At 60.1% G+C, this 23,262-nt stretch carries 20 protein-coding genes (1 of these 20 only partly in view); 12 read left to right on the forward strand and 8 right to left on the reverse strand.

Annotated elements, in window-relative coordinates; all coding sequences use genetic code 11:
- Together ACYZTK_RS12000 and aptA are read right to left on the reverse strand one after the other, a co-directional pair.
- Positions 1–1,104, reverse strand: partial view of a CoA-acylating methylmalonate-semialdehyde dehydrogenase gene (locus ACYZTK_RS12000; RefSeq protein WP_462014623.1) — the 5' portion only. The gene continues 390 nt to the left of window position 1, outside the view; only the first 1,104 of its 1,494 coding nucleotides appear in the window; its start codon is at positions 1,102–1,104; its stop codon lies off the left edge, out of view.
- 132 nt (positions 1,105–1,236) lie between these two features.
- Positions 1,237–2,586, reverse strand: a complete 1,350-nt coding sequence (aptA, locus tag ACYZTK_RS12005; RefSeq protein ID WP_462014624.1) for an omega-aminotransferase AptA — start codon at positions 2,584–2,586, stop codon at positions 1,237–1,239.
- Positions 2,587–2,725: 139 nt separating this feature from the next.
- Here aptA and ACYZTK_RS12010 point away from each other — a divergent pair, with 139 nt between their 5' ends.
- From ACYZTK_RS12010 to ACYZTK_RS12020, 3 genes are all read left to right on the forward strand, one after another.
- On the forward strand, positions 2,726–3,646 hold the full coding sequence (locus ACYZTK_RS12010; protein ID WP_462014625.1) for a LysR family transcriptional regulator: 921 nt from the start codon (positions 2,726–2,728) through the stop codon (positions 3,644–3,646).
- Positions 3,647–3,736: 90 nt separating this feature from the next.
- Positions 3,737–4,387: a TetR/AcrR family transcriptional regulator gene (locus ACYZTK_RS12015; protein ID WP_462014626.1), complete on the forward strand. Its 651-nt coding sequence runs from the start codon at positions 3,737–3,739 to the stop codon at positions 4,385–4,387.
- Positions 4,388–4,394: 7 nt separating this feature from the next.
- The gene (locus tag ACYZTK_RS12020; RefSeq protein WP_462014627.1) at positions 4,395–4,976 is read left to right on the forward strand and encodes an IMPACT family protein; all 582 of its coding nucleotides are present in this window, start codon (positions 4,395–4,397) and stop codon (positions 4,974–4,976) included.
- Positions 4,977–5,006: 30 nt separating this feature from the next.
- On the opposite strand, the gene ACYZTK_RS12025 is transcribed toward ACYZTK_RS12020, so the two are convergent.
- From ACYZTK_RS12025 to ACYZTK_RS12035, 3 genes are read right to left on the reverse strand one after another with little or no spacing between them, the layout of a single operon-like run.
- Positions 5,007–5,636 (reverse strand): DUF2931 family protein, encoded by a 630-nt coding sequence (locus tag ACYZTK_RS12025; RefSeq protein WP_462014897.1) that lies wholly within the window; start codon positions 5,634–5,636, stop codon positions 5,007–5,009.
- A gap of 43 nt (positions 5,637–5,679) precedes the next feature.
- On the reverse strand, positions 5,680–6,336 hold the full coding sequence (locus ACYZTK_RS12030; RefSeq protein WP_462014628.1) for a DUF2931 family protein: 657 nt from the start codon (positions 6,334–6,336) through the stop codon (positions 5,680–5,682).
- Positions 6,329–7,825 carry a DUF2235 domain-containing protein gene (locus ACYZTK_RS12035; protein ID WP_462014629.1) on the reverse strand — a complete coding sequence of 499 codons (1,497 nt, stop codon included), beginning with the start codon at positions 7,823–7,825 and terminating at the stop codon, positions 6,329–6,331. The genes ACYZTK_RS12030 and ACYZTK_RS12035 overlap by 8 nt, the downstream gene beginning before the upstream one ends.
- Before the next feature lie 1,309 nt (positions 7,826–9,134).
- Here ACYZTK_RS12035 and ACYZTK_RS12040 point away from each other — a divergent pair.
- The 5 genes from ACYZTK_RS12040 to ACYZTK_RS12060 all read left to right on the forward strand — a co-directional run bounded on the left by ACYZTK_RS12040 (position 9,135) and on the right by ACYZTK_RS12060 (position 15,230).
- Positions 9,135–10,691 carry an ABC transporter ATP-binding protein gene (locus tag ACYZTK_RS12040; RefSeq protein ID WP_462014630.1) on the forward strand — a complete coding sequence of 519 codons (1,557 nt, stop codon included), beginning with the start codon at positions 9,135–9,137 and terminating at the stop codon, positions 10,689–10,691.
- 11 nt (positions 10,692–10,702) lie between these two features.
- A complete protein-coding gene (locus tag ACYZTK_RS12045; RefSeq protein WP_462014631.1) occupies positions 10,703–11,809 on the forward strand; it encodes an ABC transporter permease in 1,107 nt (368 codons plus the stop codon).
- Positions 11,809–12,735: an ABC transporter permease gene (locus tag ACYZTK_RS12050; protein WP_462014632.1), complete on the forward strand. Its 927-nt coding sequence runs from the start codon at positions 11,809–11,811 to the stop codon at positions 12,733–12,735. The genes ACYZTK_RS12045 and ACYZTK_RS12050 overlap by 1 nt, the downstream gene beginning before the upstream one ends.
- Positions 12,736–13,018: 283 nt before the next feature.
- The gene (locus tag ACYZTK_RS12055; RefSeq protein WP_462014633.1) at positions 13,019–13,705 is read left to right on the forward strand and encodes an SDR family oxidoreductase; all 687 of its coding nucleotides are present in this window, start codon (positions 13,019–13,021) and stop codon (positions 13,703–13,705) included.
- A 166-nt stretch (positions 13,706–13,871) separates the two neighbouring features.
- Complete coding sequence (locus ACYZTK_RS12060) at positions 13,872–15,230, forward strand: 8-oxoguanine deaminase (protein WP_462014634.1); 1,359 nt, start codon at positions 13,872–13,874, stop codon at positions 15,228–15,230.
- Between the two features lie 97 nt (positions 15,231–15,327).
- On the opposite strand, the gene ACYZTK_RS12065 is transcribed toward ACYZTK_RS12060, so the two are convergent.
- Complete coding sequence (locus ACYZTK_RS12065) at positions 15,328–16,419, reverse strand: calcium:cation antiporter (RefSeq protein WP_462014635.1); 1,092 nt, start codon at positions 16,417–16,419, stop codon at positions 15,328–15,330.
- A 286-nt stretch (positions 16,420–16,705) separates the two neighbouring features.
- Between ACYZTK_RS12065 and ACYZTK_RS12070 the strand changes: the two genes are divergently transcribed.
- From ACYZTK_RS12070 to ACYZTK_RS12080, 3 genes are all read left to right on the forward strand, one after another.
- Complete coding sequence (locus ACYZTK_RS12070; protein ID WP_462014636.1) at positions 16,706–17,788, forward strand: BMP family ABC transporter substrate-binding protein; 1,083 nt, start codon at positions 16,706–16,708, stop codon at positions 17,786–17,788.
- Positions 17,789–17,952: 164 nt separating this feature from the next.
- On the forward strand, positions 17,953–18,918 hold the full coding sequence (locus ACYZTK_RS12075) for a 2-oxoglutarate and iron-dependent oxygenase domain-containing protein (RefSeq protein WP_462014637.1): 966 nt from the start codon (positions 17,953–17,955) through the stop codon (positions 18,916–18,918).
- Between the two features lie 82 nt (positions 18,919–19,000).
- A complete protein-coding gene (locus ACYZTK_RS12080) occupies positions 19,001–19,954 on the forward strand; it encodes an adenosine deaminase (protein ID WP_462014898.1) in 954 nt (317 codons plus the stop codon).
- A 182-nt stretch (positions 19,955–20,136) separates the two neighbouring features.
- On the opposite strand, the gene ACYZTK_RS12085 is transcribed toward ACYZTK_RS12080, so the two are convergent.
- Both ACYZTK_RS12085 and ACYZTK_RS12090 read right to left on the reverse strand, forming a co-directional pair.
- Entirely contained in the window at positions 20,137–20,871 is a 735-nt protein-coding gene (locus ACYZTK_RS12085) for an ArsR/SmtB family transcription factor (RefSeq protein ID WP_462014638.1), read from the reverse strand.
- Positions 20,872–21,141: 270 nt separating this feature from the next.
- On the reverse strand, positions 21,142–22,071 hold the full coding sequence (locus ACYZTK_RS12090) for a LysR family transcriptional regulator (protein ID WP_462014639.1): 930 nt from the start codon (positions 22,069–22,071) through the stop codon (positions 21,142–21,144).
- Between the two features lie 118 nt (positions 22,072–22,189).
- Here ACYZTK_RS12090 and ACYZTK_RS12095 point away from each other — a divergent pair, with 118 nt between their 5' ends.
- Positions 22,190–23,203, forward strand: a complete 1,014-nt coding sequence (locus tag ACYZTK_RS12095) for a zinc-binding alcohol dehydrogenase family protein (protein WP_462014640.1) — start codon at positions 22,190–22,192, stop codon at positions 23,201–23,203.
- The last annotated feature ends 59 nt before the right edge of the window (positions 23,204–23,262 follow it).

Genomic DNA, 23,262 nt, shown 5'->3' on the forward strand with positions numbered 1-23,262 from the left:
CAGGCAGCCACCCAGGAAGAAGCCTTCTTCATGACCGGCAACGCTCAGGCCACGGCCATCCACGACCAGTTTCGCACCGGCAGCAACGCCGTCGTCAACATAACCGCTGACCTTGTCCCGCGCCTGACCGGTGACCAGTGGCCCCATGTCCAGGCCGCAGGATGTGCCCGCGCCAATCTTCAGCGCCTTGATCTGCGGCACCAGCTTGTCCACCAGCGCATCGGCCACCTGGTCGCCGACACACACGGCCACCGAGATCGCCATGCAGCGTTCGCCACAGGAACCGTACGCTGCGCCCATCAGCGCGCTGACCGCATTGTCCAGATCGGCATCCGGCATCAGCACGGCGTGGTTCTTCGCGCCGCCCAGCGCCTGCACGCGTTTGCCGCGTTTGGTGCCTTCGGCGTAGATGTATTCGGCAATCGGCGTCGAGCCGACAAAGCTCAGGGCTTTAACTTCCGGGGCTTCGATCAGTGCGTCTACCGCAGACTTGTCGCCATGCACCACGCTCATCACGCCTTTAGGCAGCCCGGCTTCGATCAACAGCTGTGCTATCAGCAAGGTGGAGCTAGGGTCGCGTTCGGATGGCTTGAGGATGAAGCAGTTACCGCAGACGATCGCCAGCGGGTACATCCACAGCGGCACCATCGCCGGGAAGTTGAACGGGGTAATGCCGGCAACCACGCCCAGCGGCTGGAAATCCGACCACGCATCGATGTTCGGGCCGACGTTACGGCTGTACTCGCCCTTGAGGATTTCCGGGGCTGCACAGGCGAACTCGACGTTCTCGATCCCACGCTTGAGTTCACCTGCTGCGTCTTCCAGGGTCTTGCCATGCTCTTCGCTGATCAACTGGGAGATGCGGGCTTCGTTCTGCTCCAGCAGTTGCTTGAAACGGAACATCACCTGGGCACGTTTGGCCGGTGGCGTATTGCGCCAGGCCGGGAATGCTGCCTTGGCCGAGTCGATGGCCTGTTGAATGGTCTCGCGGCTGGCCAATGGCACTTTGTGGATCGGCTGACCGGTAGAAGGGTTGAACACGTCGGCAGTGCGACCGTTATCGGTTACCAGTTCACCGTTGATCAAATGCGGGATAAGGCTCATGCAGGGCTCCAGAAAATTTGTTCAGCGGGCGTCTTTAAATAGACGCCTATATATAGTGCAGGGCTTGTTGGCGATAGCGGCCTTGAGATCGCTATCGCGGGCAAGCCTTGCTCCCACAAGGGGGGATGTTCTTTAATCGATCTTGTTCAGCACTTCGCCGACCGCGTCGAACAGACGATCAAGGTCCTGCGGCTTGCTGTTGAAGGTTGGGCCGAACTGCAGGGTGTCGCCGCCGAAGCGCACGTAGAACCCGGCTTTCCACAACGCCATGCCCGCTTCGAACGGACGCACGATGGCATCGCCATCACGCGGCGCGATCTGGATTGCACCGGCCAGGCCGTAGTTACGAATGTCGATGATGTTCTTCGAGCCCTTGAGGCCGTGCAGCGCATTTTCGAAATGCGGCGCGACTTCGGCCACGCTCTGCACCAGGTTTTCCTTTTGCAGCAGGTCGAGTGCTGCCAGGCCGGCGGCGCAAGCCACTGGATGCGCGGAATAGGTGTAGCCGTGGGGGAATTCCACCGCGTACTCAGGCGTCGCCTGATTCATGAACGTCTGGTAGATCTCGGAGCTGGCGATGACCGCACCCATCGGGATCGCACCGTTGGTGACTTGCTTGGCGATGCACATCAGGTCCGGGGTCACGCCGAAGCTGTCGGCGCCGAACATCGAACCGGTACGACCGAAGCCGGTGATTACTTCGTCGAACACCAGCAGGATGTTGTGCTGGTCGCAGATCTCGCGCAGGCGCTTGAGGTAACCCTCTGGCGGAACCAGTACACCCGCGGAACCGGCCATTGGCTCGACGAACACCGCGGCGATGTTCGACGCGTCATGCAGTTCGATCAGCTTGAGCAGTTCATCCGCCAGGGCGATACCACCCTCCTTCGGCATGCCACGGGAATAGGCATTGCTGGCCAGCAACGTATGCGGCAGGTGATCGACGTCCATCATCGCCTGGCCGAACATCTTGCGGTTGCCATTCACCCCGCCGAGGCTGGTGCCGGCGATGTTCACCCCGTGGTAGCCACGAGCGCGGCCGATCATCTTGGTCTTGGTCGCCTGGCCTTTCAGACGCCAGTAGGCGCGGACCATCTTCACCGCAGTGTCCGCACATTCGGAGCCCGAGTCGGTGAAGAACACGTGATTCAGGTTGCCCGGTGTCAGGTCAGTGATTTTCTCGGCCAGCTGGAACGACAGCGGGTGGCCGTACTGGAAGCCTGGCGAGTAGTCGAGCGTGCCCAGTTGCCTGGCCACCGCCTCCTGGATTTCCTTGCGAGTGTGCCCGGCGCCGCAGGTCCACAGGCCCGAGAGCGAGTCATACACCTTGCGCCCCTTGTCATCGGTCAGCCAACTGCCTTCTGCGGCAACGATCAAACGTGGGTCGCGCTGGAAATTGCGGTTGGCGGTGTACGGCATCCAGTGCGCATCGAGCTTGAGCTGGCTGGCCAGTGGCGAGCGGGCGTTTTCGGGCATGTTCATGGGCAAAACCTCGCAGGGCGATAAGCGGCATAGAGATCAAAAGCGTTCTTGCAGCTAAGTTGCCACGGGGATAAAGTCCGTGAAATCCAACATTTCTAATGTTCAGTCAGCACACCACTAAACTTTGAGTGATCAACGCATGAGCACCCGCCGCCCCGATCCGCTGGCGCAAGTCAGCGACTTTGATATCCGCCTGCTGCGTATTTTCCGCAGCGTGGTCGAGTGCGGTGGTTTCTCTGCGGCGGAGTCGATGCTGGGCATCGGTCGCTCGGCGATCAGCCAGCAGATGAGTGACCTGGAGCAGCGCCTCGGCCTGCGCCTGTGCCAACGCGGGCGCGCCGGGTTTTCCCTGACCGAGGAAGGTCGCGAGGTTTATCAGTCGGCCTTGCAACTGCTGAGTGCGCTGGAGAGTTTTCGCACCGAGGTCAACGGCCTGCACCAGCACCTGCGCGGCGAGCTGACCATTGGCCTGACCGACAACCTGGTCACCCTACCCCATATGCGCATCACTCACGCCCTGGCCCAATTGAAGGAGCGCGGGCCTGACGTGCAGATCCAGATCCGCATGATCGCCCCCAACGAAGTCGAACAAGGCGTACTCGACGGGCGCCTGCATGTCGGCGTGGTGCCACAGGCCAGCGCGCTGTCGGGGCTGGAATATCAGCCGCTCTACGACGAGCGCTCACTGCTATATTGCGCGGTCGGCCACCCACTGTTTTATGTCGACGACAAGCAGCTGGATGACGAACGCCTCAACAGTCAGGACGCCATTGCCCCGACCTTCCGTTTGCCCGCAGACATCCAGGCGCACTACCAGGCACTCAATTGCACCGCCAGTGCGTCAGACCGTGAAGGCATGGCGTTCCTGATCCTCACCGGTCGCTACATTGGTTATCTCCCCGACCACTACGCCAGCCTCTGGGTACAGCAAGGTCGCCTGCGCGCACTGAAACCCAAGGCGCGCTTCTATGACCTGAGCCTCGCATCGGTCACGCGCAAGGGCCGTCGCCCTCATCTGGTGCTGGAAAGTTTTCTGGAGAGTCTGGCAGCGACTCGTTGAAAAGGGTTTTATCGTCTCGGGACTTGTCGGATACCCGTGGGTGCGCTATCAACGCTCTGGTTGCACCCACCTACCTGTTCGGAAGTGCCTATGACCTTTGAAGTCGCAGCTCACGGCGGCAAGCCTGCCAGCCGCATTCGTCAGAAGAACGAAGAGACCATCATCAAAGCCGCCGAAGACGAGTTTGCCCGGCACGGTTTCAAAGGCACGAGCATGAATACCATCGCCTTGAATGCCGGGCTGCCCAAGGCCAACCTGCATTATTATTTCACCAACAAACTCGGTTTGTATGTGGCGGTGCTCAGCAACATCATCGAGTTGTGGGACAGCACCTTCAACACCCTCTCGGCCGAGGATGATCCCGCCGAGGCACTGACTCGCTACATCCGCGCCAAGATGGAATTCTCGCGCCGCCAGCCGCAAGCCTCGCGGATTTTTGCGATGGAAGTCATCAGTGGCGGTGAGTGCCTGACCGAGTATTTCAACCAGGACTATCGGGCCTGGTTCCAGGGTCGGGCGGCCGTGTTCCAGGCGTGGGTCGACGCGGGCAAGATGGACTCGGTCGACCCGGTCAACCTGATCTTCCTGCTGTGGGGCAGCACCCAGCACTACGCTGACTTCGCCACCCAGATCTGCCGTGTGACTGGCCGCAGCAAGCTGACCAAGCAGGACATGGAAGACGCCGGCAATAACCTGATCCGCATCATCCTCAAGGGCTGCGGCCTGACGCCTACTATTTAAGACCCCTATGCCTTTTACCCTCAGCGATCTTTGCGAATACCGCGAAGAGATCCGCAAAAGCCGTTTCATCACCCTCGCCGCTCCCATCAGCAGCCCGACGGACGCCCAGGCATTCATCGAGCAGCACAGCGACCTGAATGCCACGCACAACTGCTGGGCGTGGAAGCTCGGCGATCAATACCGCAGCACCGATGACGGTGAACCCGGCGGCACGGCCGGCCGGCCGATATTGGCGGCGATCGATGCCCAGAATTGCGACCAGGTGGTGGTGCTGGTGATTCGCTGGTACGGCGGGATTCAACTCGGCACCGGCGGCCTGGCCCGGGCGTATGGCGGCGGCGCGAACAAGTGCCTGCAGGCGGCGCCCAAGATTGAGCTGATTAGTCGGGTGCCGGTCAGTTGCGCTTGTGGGTTTGCTGAACTGCCCTTGGTGAAAATTCGCGTGGCGGAGCTGGGTGGGCTGGTGGTGGAGGAGACGTTTACGGGGAATGGGGTGGAGTTGGAGTTGGCTGTGGGGGAGCAGCAGATCGATGCCTTGCAGACGTTGCTGGCGGATCTCAGTCGTGGGCGGATTCTCCTGCAGCGATGAAAGAAGCAGATCATCTTCGACGGATTTGAATTACCAGGATCCGTAGGGGATGCCGTACTTCTCGACGTAAGCGTTGGAAGTCTCGGACAATGGCCTGTGCCGCCCGCCTGAGGTACCGTCATATGGCCCTTTTTTCACCACTTCCCCCACGACTCGAGTTACGTCAAACGGTTTCAGGCAAGCACCCAGCACCCAGACCTTCGCTATACCCCCAGGCGCGAGTCCAATTGTCAGCATGTTGCGATACCCCGTAATCCACTTGCCGTCTGCTTCACAATATGTCCTTTCCCCTTTGACCATAAGGTGTCGCGTCGCCTCAGGGATGACAATGTAAGCCTCATAGGTTTGTGGCTCCACCAGCGATTGCCATCGAACATATATCAACCGTGGCAAGTCAGCTCCGATAACGTGCTTACCCGCACCAGCTCCGGTTCGCTCGGGCCAGCCTCGAGGGTCGCCTTTAAGATTTTTCGGTACATGAATTGAAGACACGCCACTCATGGCGCGACGGAACACGTAATCATGCACATCCACCGCATCAGCGGTTTCAATCCACACCCCCATATAATCGGGTGCAAATAGTCCCAACCGCCAAGAGTCGTACGGGAGGCTGTTGGTACCGTAGGCACACCCGCCCAGGCATATCGATAGCCCGAACATACCCAGCGCGCTAAAGCTTTTTGCTGAGTAGTCCTGGATGAATTTACCAAGACCCATAGGGGATTCCGTACTTCTTAATGTAGGCCTTGGAAGCGGGCTTCAGAGGTAACGCGTATTGGCCCCCGCTATTGCCACCGTCGGGACCTTTTTTTACCACTTCCCCCACGACTCGAGCTACGTCAAACGGTTTCAGGCAAGCGCCCAACACCCAGACCCTCGCTATACCCCCGGGCGCCAAACCAACTGTCAGCATGTTTCGATACCCCGTGATCCACTTGCCATCGAACTCACAGTAGGTCTTCTCGCCCTTGATCATTGCCTGTCGCGTCGCCTCGGGAATGACGATGTAAGCCTCATAGGTTTGTGGTTCCACCAGTGACTGCCAACGAACATATATCAACCGTGGCAGGTCAGCTCCCAGCACTTGTTTACCCGCACCAGCTCCAGGCCGCTCGGGCCAGCCACGAGGATCGCCTTTGAGATTTTCCGGTACATGGATTGAGGCCACACCACTCATGGCGTGACGAAACACATGGTCCTGAACATCCACCGCATCGGCAGTTTCAATCCACACCTGCATGTAATCGGGTGCAAATAGTCCTAACCGCCAGGAATCGTATGGCAGGCGGTTGGTCCCGTAGGCACAGCCGCCGAAACCTGCGAATAACACCCATAGCAACAGCGTCCCAAGCCTAATCATTAGCGTGTTCCAAGCGCAGGCGACCCTCCGCCGGGCGGTTGATGAACAGCACCTCGAGATCGCTGCTGTTCCAGCTTTTCGCTGCATTCCAATGGGCTGAAAGGTGGATATAGCGACGGCGCAAGAGTGAAGTCTCCTCATCCGTTAATGCTATATACGGTTCCTGTAAGGCAAAGGCCTGCAACTTGGAGGCTATGGGTTGAAGTTCTGGGGGGATTGCCAAGCGGTTATCTTCAGGGTCAATAAAATCAAAGGTCACCCCTGCGCGCACAGCCAACTCGCGCATGATCCGCAGATAAACCAACGAAAGCTCGCCGCGCACCTGACGCTCGCTTGAAAGGGCGGCATACACGCGCTTTTCCGGCGCGGTGTCGCGAACACGATGCTGGCTGTCCACGGACCAGGTAACAACCTTCAGCTCCTCAGGCGGCATAAACTTCAGCCAGTGTTGCGATTCTCGCTCGAATCGGTGGTGAACGCGCCAATAGGCAGTGCTGCGCTCGTTGGGTAGAGGACCGTGTTCGAATGAACTATCGGGCTTGCTCAACAGGAGCTTTTCGGTCGCCAATGGCAGATACCCTCCGCCGATATCCGAATGAGCCCCGGGCAGCACGATATCCTGCTCAGCCTGGGTCAGAGAGAAATTGTGGCGATACTCATCGCCAGCCACTAGATGGATCACCTTGCGGGCGATACCCGGGCCCAGTCGGAGATTGAGTCCCGTGTTGCGGCTATTGTGCGGGCTGAAATCACCGTCACGCAGCGAGACAATTCCGGCCACCGTATCAAATAAGCCTATGAAGTTCAGGTCGAAATCAATGCGATGACGCCAGGTGAACTTGATGGACAATAATAGCGAGCCAGGTGGAAGTGCGCGGGCTAGCAGGCTATCCACCCCCTTGAGCAAGTCATTAGCAAAATGCCGCGCTGCGGCCGCCCCTCGACTGAAGCCGAACAGATCAATCTCGATACAGCGGATTTTGAGGCCCGGATTGTTGTCCCGCAACAACCGTAACTGTTCGAGAATCTGCGCCGGGGCCTGCTCCACCCGCGCCAAAACACCAGTACTGCCCTTGCCAGTTCCCTGACTATAGGTCGAGTCCCCACGCCCACTGCGAGTACCTATGCCTTCGAGGTAAGCCTTGAGATGAACCTCAGTATTCTCCGGCTGCAGGATTTTATGTGCTTCATTCGGATAAAGATCATGCAAACGCGCGACGTTTGTCACTTCATTTCCGTAACTGTTATCCGGCGTGCTGCCCTCCCCGTCGTAGCCAAAAGCGGCGCAGTGCTGCCGGATGTCTTCGGCCATCTGCGGCTGCATCCCAAGATTTACGGCGTAACAACCCGCAGCAGCCTCACTATTGGCCAGGTTGTTGCCAGTGCCGTCGAAAAACAGACCCAGCCTCAAAGTAATGCCTGGGGCATATTCTTCCTCTTCCTCCTCTTCTTCCAAGTTATCAGGGAAAAATTGGCTGGCAGGCTGCATGGCCCCATGTGCATGGCTGTCGAGAGATCGAGTGGGCGGTGACAGCTGATCAACGAGCGCACCGGGTACTGAACCAACCGACCGCTCGCAGGGAGCGATCAGGCGGTTGGTACCCGGTGGGCAACCACAATGGACGCGCGCTCCGTCCAGTACCGTGGGGATTCCATCCCATTTCATGGCGGGCAGGCTCTCAACGAGTACGCCCGGTTTGCCGCATTTTTTACATGGGCTGGTCGCATCCCCAAGACGCAGTACGCCTCGACCGCCTTGGGCGGCACAACTGAGGCTGCTGATACACACCGCTCCAGTAGTCGTCAGGTCGCCATCCAGTCCCTGGCCCAGTCCGTTGGCTGTTCCACGCCCCATGCGTCAGCCCTCGGTGGAGGGCAGGGAAATTGCCGCAATCACTCGGGATTGCGGGGTATCAGTACGCAGACACTCTGCGATTAGGATGTCGCTAAAAGGCAGGGGCAGTGGCGGGTTCATTTCCATGATCCTTGGAGGTTTTTCGGGCGGATGCTCCTGTCACCTCGCTAGCATGTGGTGCTTTTGAGAGCGCAGTGACTGCACCGCTACCCTGAAACCCAGACCATCTGACGTAAATCGGAAACGTCCTTGAATCATGTAGGACGTTTCTGGAACTTCATCGATCTGTGGAAATAAGCGTGAGGCGAGCTCAAGTTAATTTTCGGCATGCTTGGATGATCAAGATCAAAAGATCGCAGCCTTCGGCAGCTCCTACGGGGGAAATGCGTATCCCCGTAAGAGCTGCCGCAGGCTGCGATGTTTTGGGGCATCACCGAACATCTAGGCAACCAACAATTGCCCACATCTACTGTGCACCCGCCTGTGGATAACCTGAGCACATACGGCTGTAACCCTTCTGTCATGCGCCTTTGCGCGCTTTGTTCATTTTTCGTCCAATGCCCCGTCGAAAATCTTGAATTCTCATAAAAACAGTCAGTTAGCAGCGTTTATGTCCTTTAGAAGAAAGCAATGCAGTGCTTATGCCCGGCGTTTGCGCTTGCGCACAAATACTGTGGAGCAATCTGTGGATAACCCGTTCACTCCTGTCGCGACCCCATATCCGGCATGGGTTGCGCGCGACTGATCGATTTTTGACCAATTGATTACGCGCGAAATGGCAGCATGACCGGTGGCGTTGCCCTTAAGTGGTGCCGGGCTGGCGGATGAATCACAGCGAATAGCGATTTAAAGGCCCAGCTTTCGAGCTGTTTGGATTTTTCCTGACTCAATGGCCAGGAAATTGCTTTATCCACAGGCATAACTCTAATCGACCGAGCCTGTCATGCCCAACCAAGCGCCGATCCCCGAGCGAACACCGCGTCTGCAACTGCGCGCAATTACCAAGCGCTATCCCGGTTGTCTGGCCAATGACGCCATCGACCTGACCATCGACCCCGGCGAGATCCACGCATTGCTGGGTGAAAACGGCGCCGGCAAAAGTACCCTGATGAAAATCATCTACGGCGTCACCCAGGCGGATGCCGGGGAGATGATCTGGCAGGGCCAGCGCGTGGCCATGCGCAACCCGGCCCAGGCTCGCGGGCTGGGCATCGGCATGGTGTTCCAGCATTTTTCGCTGTTCGAGACCCTCAGCGTGGCGCAGAACATTGCCCTGGCCATGGGTGGCGCCGCTGGCACACCCAAACAACTCGAACCGCAGATTCGTGAGGTCTCCAAACGCTATGGCATGGCGCTGGAGCCGGAACGACTGGTGCACAGTCTGTCGATCGGCGAGCGCCAGCGGGTGGAGATCCTTCGCTGCCTGATGCAGGACATCAAACTGCTGATCCTCGATGAGCCGACCTCGGTGCTGACGCCCCAGGAGGCGGACGATTTGTTCGTGACCCTGCGCCGACTGGCTGCCGAAGGCTGCAGCATTCTATTTATCAGCCACAAGTTGGGCGAGGTTCGCGCCTTGTGTCACAGCGCCACGGTGTTGCGCGGCGGTCGGGTGGCCGGGCATTGCGTTCCGGCCGATTGCTCGGACCAACAACTGGCGCGGCTGATGGTCGGGGAAGCGGCCGAGCTGATCACGGATTATCCGAAAGTCGCTGGCGGGAAAATATTTTTAGACGTCAATGGCCTGTCGTGGCACAACCCGGATCCGTTTGGCTGCTCGCTGAAAGACCTCGACCTCGTAGTGCGCTGCGGTGAAATCGTCGGCATCGCCGGAGTCGCCGGCAATGGTCAGGATGAATTGCTGGCCTTGCTCAGCGGCGAGGAATGCCTGCCACGCAGCGATGGCAACGTCATCCGATTCAGCACGAAACCTGTCGCGCATCTGCGACCCGACGCCCGGCGCAAGCTGGGCCTCGCATTTGTTCCCGCCGAACGCCTGGGGCACGGTGCGGTACCGGATTTGAGCCTGGCGGACAATGCCCTGCTTACGGCCTTCCAACAGGGTCTGGTAAGCAAGGGCCTGATTCAGCGCAGCAAGGTCGAAGCCTTGGCTGAAGAAATAATCCGGCGCTTCGGCGTGAAAACACCCGATACCCAGACACCGGCGCGCAGCCTGTCCGGCGGCAATTTGCAGAAATTCATCCTTGGTCGGGAAATCCTCCAGCAGCCCAAGTTGCTGGTCGCCGCGCACCCGACCTGGGGTGTCGACGTGGGCGCCGCAGCGGTTATCCACAGGGCGCTGATCACCTTGCGCGATGCCGGCGCCGCGATTTTGGTGATCTCCGAAGACCTCGACGAATTGTTCCAGATCAGTGATCGCCTCGGCGCGTTGTGCAGCGGTCGACTGTCGCCACTGCGGGCCACCGTCGACACTCGGCTGATCGATGTCGGCGGCTGGATGGCCGGCCAATTCGATGCTACCCACCCAACTGCGGTTTAACGGAGTTTTTCATGCTGCTTTCTCTCGAACCCCGCGGCCGCCAATCGCGCCTGATGTTGTGGTGCTCGCCACTGCTGGCGGCGGTCCTGACCCTGGGCTGCGGCTCATTGCTGTTTATCGCGCTGGGGCATGACCCGCTGCTGACGTTGCACACACTACTGATCGCACCGGTGAGCGACCTGTATGGGGTCTCCGAATTGCTGGTCAAGGCGCTGCCGATCCTGCTCTGCGCTCTGGGCCTGGCAGTGGCGTACAAGGCACGCATCTGGAACATCGGCGCCGAAGGCCAACTGCTGCTCGGCGCGCTGGCCGGCAGCGCGCTCGCAGTGAACATCATCGACATGCAAAGTCGCTGGGCACTGGCGCTGATTCTGCTCGCTGGCACCCTGGCTGGCGCCGCCTGGGCCGGCCTGACCGCATGGTTGCGCACGCGCTTCAACGCCAACGAAATCCTCACCAGCATCATGCTCAACTACATCGCCCTGAACCTGTTGCTGTTCTGCGTGCATGGGCCGCTCAAGGACCCGGCAGGGTTCAATTTCCCCGAGTCGGCAATGTTCGGCGAGGCCAGCCGCCTCCCGCTGTTGATGGAGGATGGTCGGGTGCATGCGGGTGTGTACTTCGCCATGCTGGCGTTGGTGGCGGTGTGGGTGCTGCTGCAGAAAAGCTTCGTCGGCTTTCAGATCAAGGTGCTCGGACTGGACACCCGCGCCGCCGGTTTCGTCGGCTTTCGCCAGAAGCGCCTGATCTGGCTGGCACTGCTGATCAGCGGCGGATTGGCCGGGCTGGCGGGCGTCTGCGAAGTCACCGGGCCGATCGGCCAGTTGGTGCCCCAGGTCTCGCCGGGGTACGGCTACGCGGCGATCACCGTGGCCTTTCTCGGGCGCCTGAACCCGCTGGGCATTCTGTTTTCCAGCCTGTTGATGGCGTTGCTGTATATCGGCGGCGAGAGCGCGCAGATGAGCATGAATCTGCCGCAGGCGATTACTCAACTGTTCCAGGGAATGATGCTGTTTTTCCTCCTGGCCAGTGACGTGCTGATCCTCTACCGACCCCGTCTGAACCTGCGCTGGGCCCGTCGTGCGCCCACCCCTGCCGTACATGCTGGAGCCCTGTGATGGACATCGATCTGCTGAGCAATATTTTCTACGCCATGATCCGCTGCGGCACGCCGTTGCTGCTGGTGGCGCTGGGCGAACTGATCTGCGAAAAGAGCGGCGTGCTGAACCTGGGCCAGGAAGGGATGATGCTGTTTGGCGCGGTGATCGGTTTTATCGTCGCGTTCAACAGCGGCAACCTGTGGCTCGGCGTGGTGCTGGCGATGTTCGCCGGGATGCTGCTGTCGTCACTGTTCGCCCTGGTCGCGCTAGTGTTCAACGCCAACCAGGTGGCCACCGGGCTGGCGCTGACGATCTTCGGCGTCGGCCTGTCGACCTTCGTTGGCGCCGCGTGGGTGGGCAAACCGCTGGCCGGATTTGAGCCGGTGGTGATTCCCTACCTCAGCGAGATTCCCCTGATCGGGCGCATGCTGTTTGCGCAAGATTTGCTGGTGTACCTGTCGTTTGCGCTGTTCGGTCTGGTGGCGTGGGTGCTGCTGAAAAGTCGCGTCGGGTTGATAATTCAGGCCGTTGGCGAAAACCCTGACGCCGCCAGCGCCATGGGCTTGCCGGTGCTGGGCGTGCGCACCCTGGCGGTGTTGTTCGGCGGGGCGATGGCCGGGCTGGCCGGGGCTTACCTGTCGCTGGCCTACACGCCGATGTGGGCCGAGAACATGAGCGCCGGTCGCGGCTGGATTGCCCTGGCGCTGGTGGTGTTTGCCAGTTGGCGGGTGTGGCGCCTGTTGCTCGGCGCTTATCTGTTTGGCCTTGCCAGCATTCTGCACCTGGTGGCGCAGGGGCTGGGGCTGGCGATTCCGTCGAGCCTGCTGGCGATGCTGCCATATGTGGCGACTATCGTGGTGCTGGTGCTGTTGTCCCGGGATGCGGTGCGTACGCGCTTGTATGCGCCGGTGTCGTTGGGACAGCCTTGGCAGGCTGGGCATTAGCCTCTGCCTGTTCGGGCCTCATCGCGGGCAAGCCTTGCTCCCACAGGTCATGTGCAAAGTTCATAACCTATGTGAAACCTGTGGGAGCAAGGCTTGCCCGCGATGGCGCCTTCACAGGCAACACCTCAACAATGCCCCACGCCAATTCAAACACCAGGAAAATCACCAGCAACAAACTGTCCCATTCCACAGGGAAACTCAGGGAACAATAAGACCAACGCCTGGAGTATGCTCCAGGGTCAAGCTCTCTCGAGTCTGCAAGAGTTCTTCAAGGAAGCCACTCATGTCCAAGGCAAAAACCGCACTCATCATTGGCGCCTCCCGGGGCCTGGGGCTTGGCCTGGTGCAAACCTTGCTGGCCGATGGCTGGCAGGTCACCGCGACCGTGCGCAACCCGCAGAATGCCGAAGCTCTGCAGACCGTGGGCAATGTGCGCATCGAAAAACTCGACATGGACGATCAGCAAGGCGTGATCGCCCTGAGCCAGAAGCTCAAGGATGAACAGTTCGACCTGCTGTTCGTCAACGCCGGCGTCAAGGGTCCGGACGTACAAACCCCGGGTGGCGCAACCCTGGCCGAAGTTGGCCAGCTGTTCTTCACCAACGCAGTGGCGCCCATCAACCTGGCGCAACGCTTCGTCGGGCAGATCCGCCAGGACACAGGCGTTCTGGCGTTCATGAGTTCGGTGCTCGGCAGCGTGACCATACCGGACGCGCCGGAGCTGGCCTTGTACAAAGCCAGCAAAGCCGCGCTGAACTCGATGACCAACAGCTTCGTAACGCAGCTAGGTGAGCAGAAACTCACGGTATTGTCCCTGCATCCGGGCTGGGTGAAGACCGACATGGGTGGCGAAGACGCCGATATCGACGTGCAGACCAGCACCCGCGGATTGATCGATCAGGTGAATGCGTACACCGGCAAGGGCGGGCACCATTTCGTCAATTACAAAGGCGAAACCATTCCCTGGTAATCCCAACCTGCAGGACCCGGCTTGATTGTCTGGTCGGGCCGGGCTTGCTCACCAGGCGCTTTTGTTTGAAACTGCGCACCTCGTCCTTCGCGGCGAACCTGGATCAGCAGACAGGGCAACACTGAGCTGGCAACCCTGAACCCAACTTTCAGAGGAGCCGGCCAACATGCCTGCGACCCGTACCTGGTTAAAAAATCCCCTCGCCATTTTCACTGCCAATGACCTCGACGCCCGTGGCGGCCTGGTGGTGCAAGACGGTGTCATCGTCGAACTGCTAGGCGCTGGCCAGCAACCGTCCGCGCCCTGCGACCATGTCTTTGATGCCCGTGAGCATGTGATCCTGCCGGGGCTGATCAACACCCATCACCACTTCTACCAGACCCTGACCCGCGCCTGGGCACCCGTGGTCAACCAGCCATTGTTCCCGTGGCTGAAAACCCTGTACCCGGTATGGGCACGCCTCACTCCGGAAAAACTCGCCCTGGCGACCAAAGTTGCCCTGGCCGAATTGCTGCTGTCCGGTTGCACCACGGCCGCCGATCACCACTACCTGTTCCCGGAAGGCCTGGAAAACGCGATCGACGTACAGGTTGAAAGTGTCCGTGAACTGGGTATGCGCGCGATGCTCACCCGCGGTTCCATGAGCCTTGGGGAAAAAGACGGTGGCCTGCCGCCGCAGCAGACCGTGCAGCAAGGGGAAGTGATTCTTGACGATAGCCAGCGCTTGATTGCCGCCTACCATCAGCGTGGCGCTGGCGCGCAGATCCAGATCGCCCTGGCGCCTTGCTCGCCGTTCTCGGTGACTCCGGAAATCATGGCCGCCAGCGCCGAACTGGCCAACAAGCTCGATGTGCGCCTGCACACGCACCTGGCCGAAACCCTGGATGAAGAAGACTTCTGCCTGCAACGCTTTGGCCTGCGCACCGTGGATTACCTGGACAGCGTCGGCTGGCTCGGCCCACGCACCTGGCTGGCCCACGGCATTCACTTCAACCCGGATGAAATTGCCCGCCTTGGTGCAGCAGGGACGGGTATCAGTCACTGCCCGAGCTCGAACATGCGCCTGGCGTCCGGCATCTGCCCGACCCTGGAACTGACCGCTGCCGGCGCGTTGCTCGGCCTGGGAGTGGACGGCTCGGCCTCCAACGATGCCTCGAACATGATGCTCGAAACCCGCCAGGCCCTGTACATCCAGCGCCTGCGCTACGGCGCCGAGAAAATCACTCCGGAACTGGTGCTGGGCTGGGCGACGAAGGGCTCGGCGAGTTTGCTCGGGCGTAGCGACATTGGTGAACTGGCGGTGGGCAAGCAGGCCGATCTGGCGCTGTTCAAGCTTGACGAATTGCGTTTCTCCGGCAGCCACGATCCGGTTTCGGCCCTGCTGCTGTGCGGCGCGGACCGTGCGGATCGGGTGATGATCGCCGGCAAGTGGCGGGTGGTGGATGGTCAGGTTGAAGGGCTGGATCTGAAGGGGTTGATTGCGGATCACAGCCAGGCGGCCAGACAGTTGATTGCGGGTAGCTGATCTGACGCCATCGCGGGCAAGCCTTGCTCCCACAGGTTGTGCACAGTTCTTCAAAATGGCATAGAACCTGTGGGAGCAAGGCTTGCCCGCGATGCTCTCAGAGGCCCAGTAACGACAACATGATAAACGTCGCAAACAACACAAAATGCGTCATCCCTTCGATGGCATTGGTCTCGCCATCGTTGAGGTTGATCGCACTGACGATCAGCGTGAGGAAGATCATCACCGTCTGCACCGGGGTCATTGCCATCTGGAACGGCTGGCCGGTGTAGAGCGCCATCGCTTCCATGACCGGGACGGTGAGGATCACCGTCGATAACGACGCCCCCATGGCGATGTTGACCACCGACTGCATACGGTTGGCGAGGGCCGCGCGCAATGCCGTGAGAATCTCGGGCGCAGCGGAAATCGCTGCCACCAGGATCGCCGTGATCACCGGCGGAGCACCCGTTCCTTCCAGGCCCAGGTCGAGGGTCTTGGACATCACCTCGGCCAGCGCGCCGATCACCATCACCCCAAACACCAGCGTGCCAATCGACACCGACAGGCTCACAGGTGCCGGCTCGGCCTCAACCGGCTCCTTGCGCTTGCGTTTTTCCGGGTAGCTGTAGCTGAAGAAATAACTGTGCGGCCCGACCTGCATGCGCAGGAACAGCGCATACAGCACGACCATCGCACCAATGGTGAAGCCCGAATAGATCTTCCAGTTCGCCTCGGGAATGAACTCCGGCACCACCATCGACACGCCCATGGCGGTGAGGATCATCACGCTATAGCTGCGCGCCGAATCGTCGTTATAGGACTGCTCGCCGTGCTTGATCCCGCCCATCAAGGCGGCCAGGCCGAGGATGCCGTTGATGTCGAGCATGACCGCCGAGTAGATCGTGTCGCGCACCAGGGTAGGCGACGCTTCGTTGCTCATCATGATCGCCAGGATCACCACTTCCACCAGCACGGCGGCCAGCGTCAGGATCATCGTGCCGTAGGGATCACCGACTTTTTCCGCGAGCAATTCGGCGTGGTGGGCCACGCGCATCGAGGCGACCACGATAAACGCAATCAGCACCAGCCCGCCGATCAAGGCGACAGCCTGGCCGCTGTGCAGCAGCCAATGCTCTAGTGGATAGGCGACGAACGCGGCGAGCAGGGCCAGCAGCAGAAACTTTTCTTGCTTGAGGAGTGTGAGCATTGCAGGCCTTTTAACCGAGTGAAGCGCAATTGATGTGATGAGCTACTGACTGCGGCGTGGCGCTAACGTTTCGTTACACCTTAGCGCACCAGTGGATGGCGCAAGGTCGGTCAGGTGCACCGGGTTGGTCCTGGTAGATCAAAAGATCGCAGCCTCCGGCAGCTCCTACCTTGAAACGCGCCCCTGTAGGAGCTGCCGAAGGCTGCGATCTTTTGACTTTGTTGTCCTGTTGGTCAGCAATTTGCATTGCCCTTGCCAACCTCACAACAACATGGAGTTTCAATTCATGCACAACCGTCCGTTGAAGAAACTGCTTTGCGCCGTCGCCGCAGCCATCGGTCTGAGCGCCAGCCTGACCGCCACTGCCGCCGAACCGCTGAAAGTCGGTTTCGTCTACATCGGCCCGATCGGTGACCACGGCTGGACGTATCAGCATGAACAGGGACGCAAGGCGCTGGCGGAGAAATTCGGTGACCAGATCACCACCAACTACGTGGAAAACGTCCCCGAAGGCGCCGATGCCGAACGGGTGATCCGCAACATGGCCAAGGACAAGTACGATCTGATCTTCAGCACATCCTTCGGCTACATGAACCCGACCCTGAAAGTTGCCAAGCAATTTCCCAAGGTGACCTTCGAACACGCCACCGGTTACAAACAGGACAGGAACCTCGGCACTTACCTGGCACGCACTTATGAAGGGCGCTACGTCGGCGGGTTCCTCGCGGCCAAGATGACCAAGAGCAAAAAAATCGGCTACGTCGCGTCCTTCCCGATCCCTGAAGTGATCCGCGACATCAATGCCATCCAGCTGGCCCTGAACAAGTACAACCCCGGCACTGAAATCAAAGTGGTGTGGGTCAACTCCTGGTTTGATCCGGGCAAGGAAGCCGATGCCGCCAATGCGCTGATCGACCAGGGCGTGGACGTGGTGTTCCAGCACACCGACAGCCCGGCGCCAATCCAGGCCGCCGAACGTCGCGGCGTGTATGCCGTCGGCTACGCTTCGGACATGGCGCACTTCGGGCCGAAAGCGGTGCTGACATCCATCGTCAACGACTGGGCCCCGCACTACATTCAGGCCACGCAGAGCGTGCTGGATAAAACCTGGAAGTCGCAGGATTACTGGGGTGGCCTGAAGGAAGGCACGGTTCAACTGCCGATCAGCGACCTGGTGCCGGCACCGGTGAAAGTTGAAGCCGAGCAGATCATTGCCGACATCAAGAGTGGCGCGTTCCACCCGTTCACCGGGCCTATCAAGGATCAGGCCGGTGCCGAGAAAATCCCGGCGGGGGTGACTGCGACGAATGCCGAACTGGCTTCGATGAACTACTACGTGGAAGGCATGAAGGCCGAGATACCGAAGTAAATTTTTCAGCCCACATACATTACCCCCTGTGGGAGCGGGCTTGCTCGCGAAGGCGGTGTGTCAGCCGACATCATCGGTGACTGGCACGACCCCTTCGCGAGCAAGCCCGCTCCCACAATTAGATCTCCGGTGTTATTCGATCTGCACATTTTCAGGACAACCGCATGAACAGCCTTCCCGTCATCGACATCGCCCCGCTCTACTCCAACGACCCATCGGCCTGGCCGGCCGTGGCCGCACAAATCGACCACGCCTGCCGCGAATGGGGCTTTTTCTACATCAAAGGCCACCCGATCAGCCCTGTGCGCATCGAAGCGGTACTCGACCAGGCCCGGCATTTCTTCGCCCTGCCCAGTGCCGAAAAACTGCAGATCGACATCACCCAGACTCGCCACCATCGCGGCTACGGCGCCATCGCCACCGAGCAACTTGACCCCGGCAAACCCAGCGACCTGAAGGAAACCTTCGACATGGGGATGCACCTGCCGGCCGATCATCCCGAGGTGCTGGCGGAAAAACCGCTACGCGGGCCCAACCGCCATCCAGCGATTGCCGGCTGGGAAACCTTGATGGAACAGCACTACCTCGACATGCAGGCCCTCGCCCAAACCCTGCTGCGCGCCATGACCCTGGCGCTGGACATCGAACCCGACTTCTTTGATTCGCGCTTCAGCCAGCCCGTCAGCGTCCTGCGGATGATCCACTACCCGCCGCGCCACACCGCCTCCAGCGAAGAACAGCAAGGCGCCGGCGCGCACACCGACTACGGCTGCATTACCCTGCTCTACCAGGACGCCGCCGGTGGGCTGCAAGTGCGCAACGTCAAGGGCGAGTGGATCGACGCGCCGCCCATCGAAGGCACGTTTGTGGTCAACCTCGGCGACATGATGGCGCGCTGGAGCAACGACCGTTACCTGTCGACGCCGCACCGGGTGATCAGCCCGCTGGGGGTGGACCGTTATTCGATGCCGTTCTTCGCCGAGCCGCACCCCGACACATTGATCGAGTGCTTGCCCGGCTGTCAGGACGAGCAACATCCGGCCAGATACCCGGCCACCACCTGCGCCGAATTCCTGCTGTCACGATTCGCCGACACCTATGCCTATCGCCGGGAGCCGGAGGCACTGTGATGAACCGCCTGGTCAGGTTTCACCAATTGTTGCAGCGCGCATCTGTAGAATGACCGCCATCTGCACATGATGAGAAATGAATATGTACGACTGGCTGAACGCCCTGCCCAAGGCTGAACTGCACCTGCACCTCGAGGGTTCGCTGGAGCCCGAGCTGCTGTTCGCCCTGGCCGAACGCAACAAGATCGCCCTGCCGTGGAGCGATGTGGAAACCCTGCGCAAGGCGTACGCCTTCAACAACTTGCAAGAGTTTCTCGACCTGTATTACCAGGGTGCCGACGTGTTGCGCACCTCGCAGGATTTCTACGACCTGACCTGGGCCTACCTGTTGCGCTGCAAGGCGCAGAACGTGATTCACACCGAGCCGTTTTTCGACCCGCAAACCCACACCGACCGTGGCGTACCTTTCGAGGTGGTGGTCAATGGCATCGCTGCCGCCTTGAAAGACGGCGAGCAGCAACTGGGCATCACCAGTGGTTTGATCCTGAGCTTTCTGCGCCACCTGAGCGAAGAAGAAGCCGAGAAAACCCTGGACCAGGCGCTGCCGTTCCGCGATGCATTCGTCGCCGTCGGCCTGGACAGCTCCGAGATGGGGCATCCGCCGAGCAAGTTTCAGCGAGTGTTCGACCGCGCGCGTCACGAAGGCTTCCTGACCGTTGCCCACGCCGGTGAAGAAGGTCCGCCGGAATACATCTGGGAGGCTCTCGACCTGCTGAAAATCCAGCGCATCGACCATGGCGTGCGCGCCATCGAAGACGAGCGCCTGATGCAGCGGATCATTGACGAGCAGATCCCGCTGACCGTCTGCCCGCTGTCGAACACCAAGCTTTGCGTGTTCGATCACATGTCCCAGCACAACATCCTGGACATGCTGGAACGTGGGGTGAAGGTCACGGTTAACTCTGATGACCCTGCGTACTTTGGCGGGTATGTGACAGAGAACTTCCACGCCCTGCACACCCACTTGGGCATGACCCAGGACCAGGCGCAACGCCTGGCGCAGAACAGCCTGGATGCGCGACTGGTCAAGCCTTAAGGATCCAGCACCGCCATCGCGGGCAAGCCTTGCTCCCACAGGGACTGTCTGCAGGAACAATACTTGCTCACACAGGCACTGATCCTGTGGGAGCAAGGCTTGTGCATTACCACTGTGGGAGCAAGGCTTCTGCATTACCCCTGTGGGAGCAAGGCTTGCCCGCGATGAACGATAACGCAAATCTACACCGCCAACTCCAACTCGGTCTCCCTGGCAAATCGATTGATCTCCCGCTGCCCCGCGACCGTCACCTGCAACGCCGGTGAATCGTTGGGCAGGCTCAGCCATCCCGATTGCAGGAACAACTGCAGCAACGCCGCACCCAGCGTTCCACCCAGGTGTGGGCGTCTCTCACTCCAGTCGGGGCAGGCGCAGGCGACTTGACCGTTGCGATGGGCCAGGGCCTGGATGAACACCCCGCGCGTCGCCAGTTGCGTGGAGCCCTTATGGGTAATGGACACTCGCCGCTCCGACTGCTCGATCCATCGCGCTTCCACCAAACGCTGATAAAGATCTGCCGCCAGGGTGCCACCGAGATGTTCATCGCACAGGCGTGCCCGCAACAGCGGCGAAGGCGCCGGTTGCGGTCTGCTGACAGGTGCCGAGCGTTTGAAGATATCCGGAATTTTCGCGGGAGTGCTGGCCAGGGTGGCGCTGGCCAAGGCCTGGACTGCAGCGCCGATCTCCGGCGCGGCCAGGCGGAAGAAACGCTTGCGACCACGATTTTCTACCTTCACCAGACCTCCAGCGGACAAGCGCCCCAAGTGTGCATTGGCTGAAGACGCTGATAGCCCGGCCAGTAATGCAAGGTCTTCGGCCTGGTGCGCCGAGCCGTCCATCAAGGCCCACATCATCGCGCTGCGCTTTGGGTCAGCCAGCAAGGTGGCAATCTGGCTGATGCAAGGTGCATGTTCCATGTACTCACTCCCTGTTGAATCGATTCGTCGACTGCTCACCGGTATCTTGATCCGCAATCCTGCCTCGGCCAAGGCGCTGCACCGGCGCGAGCCATCCATCACGGACGCCAATGCTTTGCCGAACCGGTTCGAACGTGGACTTGCGTGGAAAGTCAAACGCTGCAGCCCCATGGCGACCGCCATTATAAGCCTCTTGTGCGCTGCTTCCTGCCCTCCGGGGACGCTTCAGAGGTGATAGTTCCTGAAGGAAATTTCTCTATTTGCCAGCGATTAATGCCCTGCTCCTGATAATCCAGGAAATTGCCTGCTTAACAGCGCGCATCGACTGGCGAGCATCTCTCGTAAAAGGTTCACAGGCTTACTCAATTGTGCGCGATGTGCGCACAACAAATTCAGCGGAGCGCGCTCGCAAGTCAGTTCCGGCAGCAGAATCTGCAAGCGGCCGGCCAGCACATCCTCGGCAACGTCCAGCCAGGACTTATAGGCAATGCCAGTGCCCGCCACCGCCCACAGGCGCACCACATCGGCATCGTCGCTGAAGCGATCGCCGCTCACCGTCAGGCCAACCTCGCGCTTGCCGTCATGGAAAGTCCAGTGGTCGTGGACCCGGCTGCCGAGCATGTACAACAGGCAATTGTGCTGGGCCAATTGCTCGAGGTGTCGCGGCTCGCCATGCCTGGCCAGGTAACTCGGCGCCGCACACAATACGCGGCGGTTGTGCGGAGCAATGGGCAGCGCCACCAGGCTTGAATCTTCCGGCTCACCGTAGCGCAAGGCGATGTCCACCGGCTGGCGAAACAGGTCGGCAATCCGGTCGCCCAGCAGCAGGCGCACCGTCAGCTTGGGATGCTCGCGTTGGAATTCGTCCAGCCAGGGCAGCAACACGTTGCGGCCGAAGTCCGAAGGCGCCGACAGCTGCAACACTCCGCTGACCTGGTCCTGACCACTGGCCAACAGGCGCCGGCCTTCTTCAATATTGCTCAACGCCGCACGGGCGTATTCCAGAAAGCCTTCACCTTCGGCGGTCAGGCGCAGGCTGCGGGTGGATCGGGCCAGCAAGCGCGCGCCCAATTGCTGTTCAATTCGTTTCAACGCCGCGCTGGCCACCGCCGGCGACATGTCCATACCCCGCGCGGCCGCCGAAAGGCTGCCCAGGTCGGCGGCGCGAACGAATAATTGCAGGTCATCAAAACGCAGCATGAACGGCCTATTATCAAAAAAAAATTGAAAGAGACCTCTCTTTTAGCGGGTTTTATCTTCGGTAGAAATAACCAATCATCTGCCCCATCGAAATCAACCCGATTTATTGGAGTGCTCCATGAAAGCCATCGCCTACTACGCTTCCCTGCCGATCAGCGACGCCAGTTCCCTGCAGGACATCGAGCTGCCGGAGCCGGTTGCCGGCCCGCGCGACCTGCTGGTTGAAGTCAAAGCGATCTCGGTCAACCCGGTGGACACCAAGGTCCGGCAGAACGTCCAGCCGGAAGCTGGTGTGGCGAAAGTGCTGGGCTGGGATGTGGCGGGCGTGGTCAAAGCCGTCGGCAGTGAAGTGACACTGTTCAAGGCCGGAGACAAGGTGTTCTACGCTGGCTCCATTGCGCGCGCAGGAGGCAACAGCGAGTTGCATGTGGTGGATGAGCGAATCGTCGGCCACATGCCGAAGACCCTGGGTTTTGCCGAAGCCGCTGCCCTGCCGCTGACCGCAATCACCGCTTGGGAATTGCTGTTCGAGCGCCTGCAGGTGCGTGAAGGCCAAGCGGCCGAGGGCCAGAGCCTGTTGATCGTTGGAGCGGCTGGCGGAGTCGGCTCGATCCTCACACAACTGGCGAGCCAGCTCACCGGGCTGCAAGTCATCGGTACTGCTTCGCGGCAGCAGACCCAGGACTGGGTGCGCGAGCTGGGCGCGGACCTGGTGATCGATCACAGCCAGCCGCTCAGTGACGAACTCAAGCGCGCAGGCGTTGAACAGGTGACTCACGTCGCCAGCCTGACCCAGACCGACCAGCATCTGGACCAGCTGGTCGAAGCCCTGGCACCTCAAGGCAAACTGGCGCTGATCGATGATCCGAAGTCTCTGGACATCACCAAGCTCAAGCGCAAGAGCCTGTCGCTGCACTGGGAGTTCATGTACACCCGTTCGCTGTTTGAAACCGCCGACATGATCGAACAACACAAGCTGCTTAACCGAGTGGCCCAGCTGATCGACGCCGGCACTTTGAAAACCACGGTTGGCGAGCACTTCGGCAGCATCAACGCGGCGAACCTGCGACGTGCCCACGAGTTACTGGAAAGCGGCAAAGCGAAAGGCAAGATCGTTCTGGAAGGTTTCTAAAAGGGACTATGGCGGTGTCGCTCGCAAGGGGAGCGCCACCGTCAGTCAGAGAGTTGACC

The sequence above is a fragment of the Pseudomonas sp. LB3P31 genome (assembly GCF_054897945.1).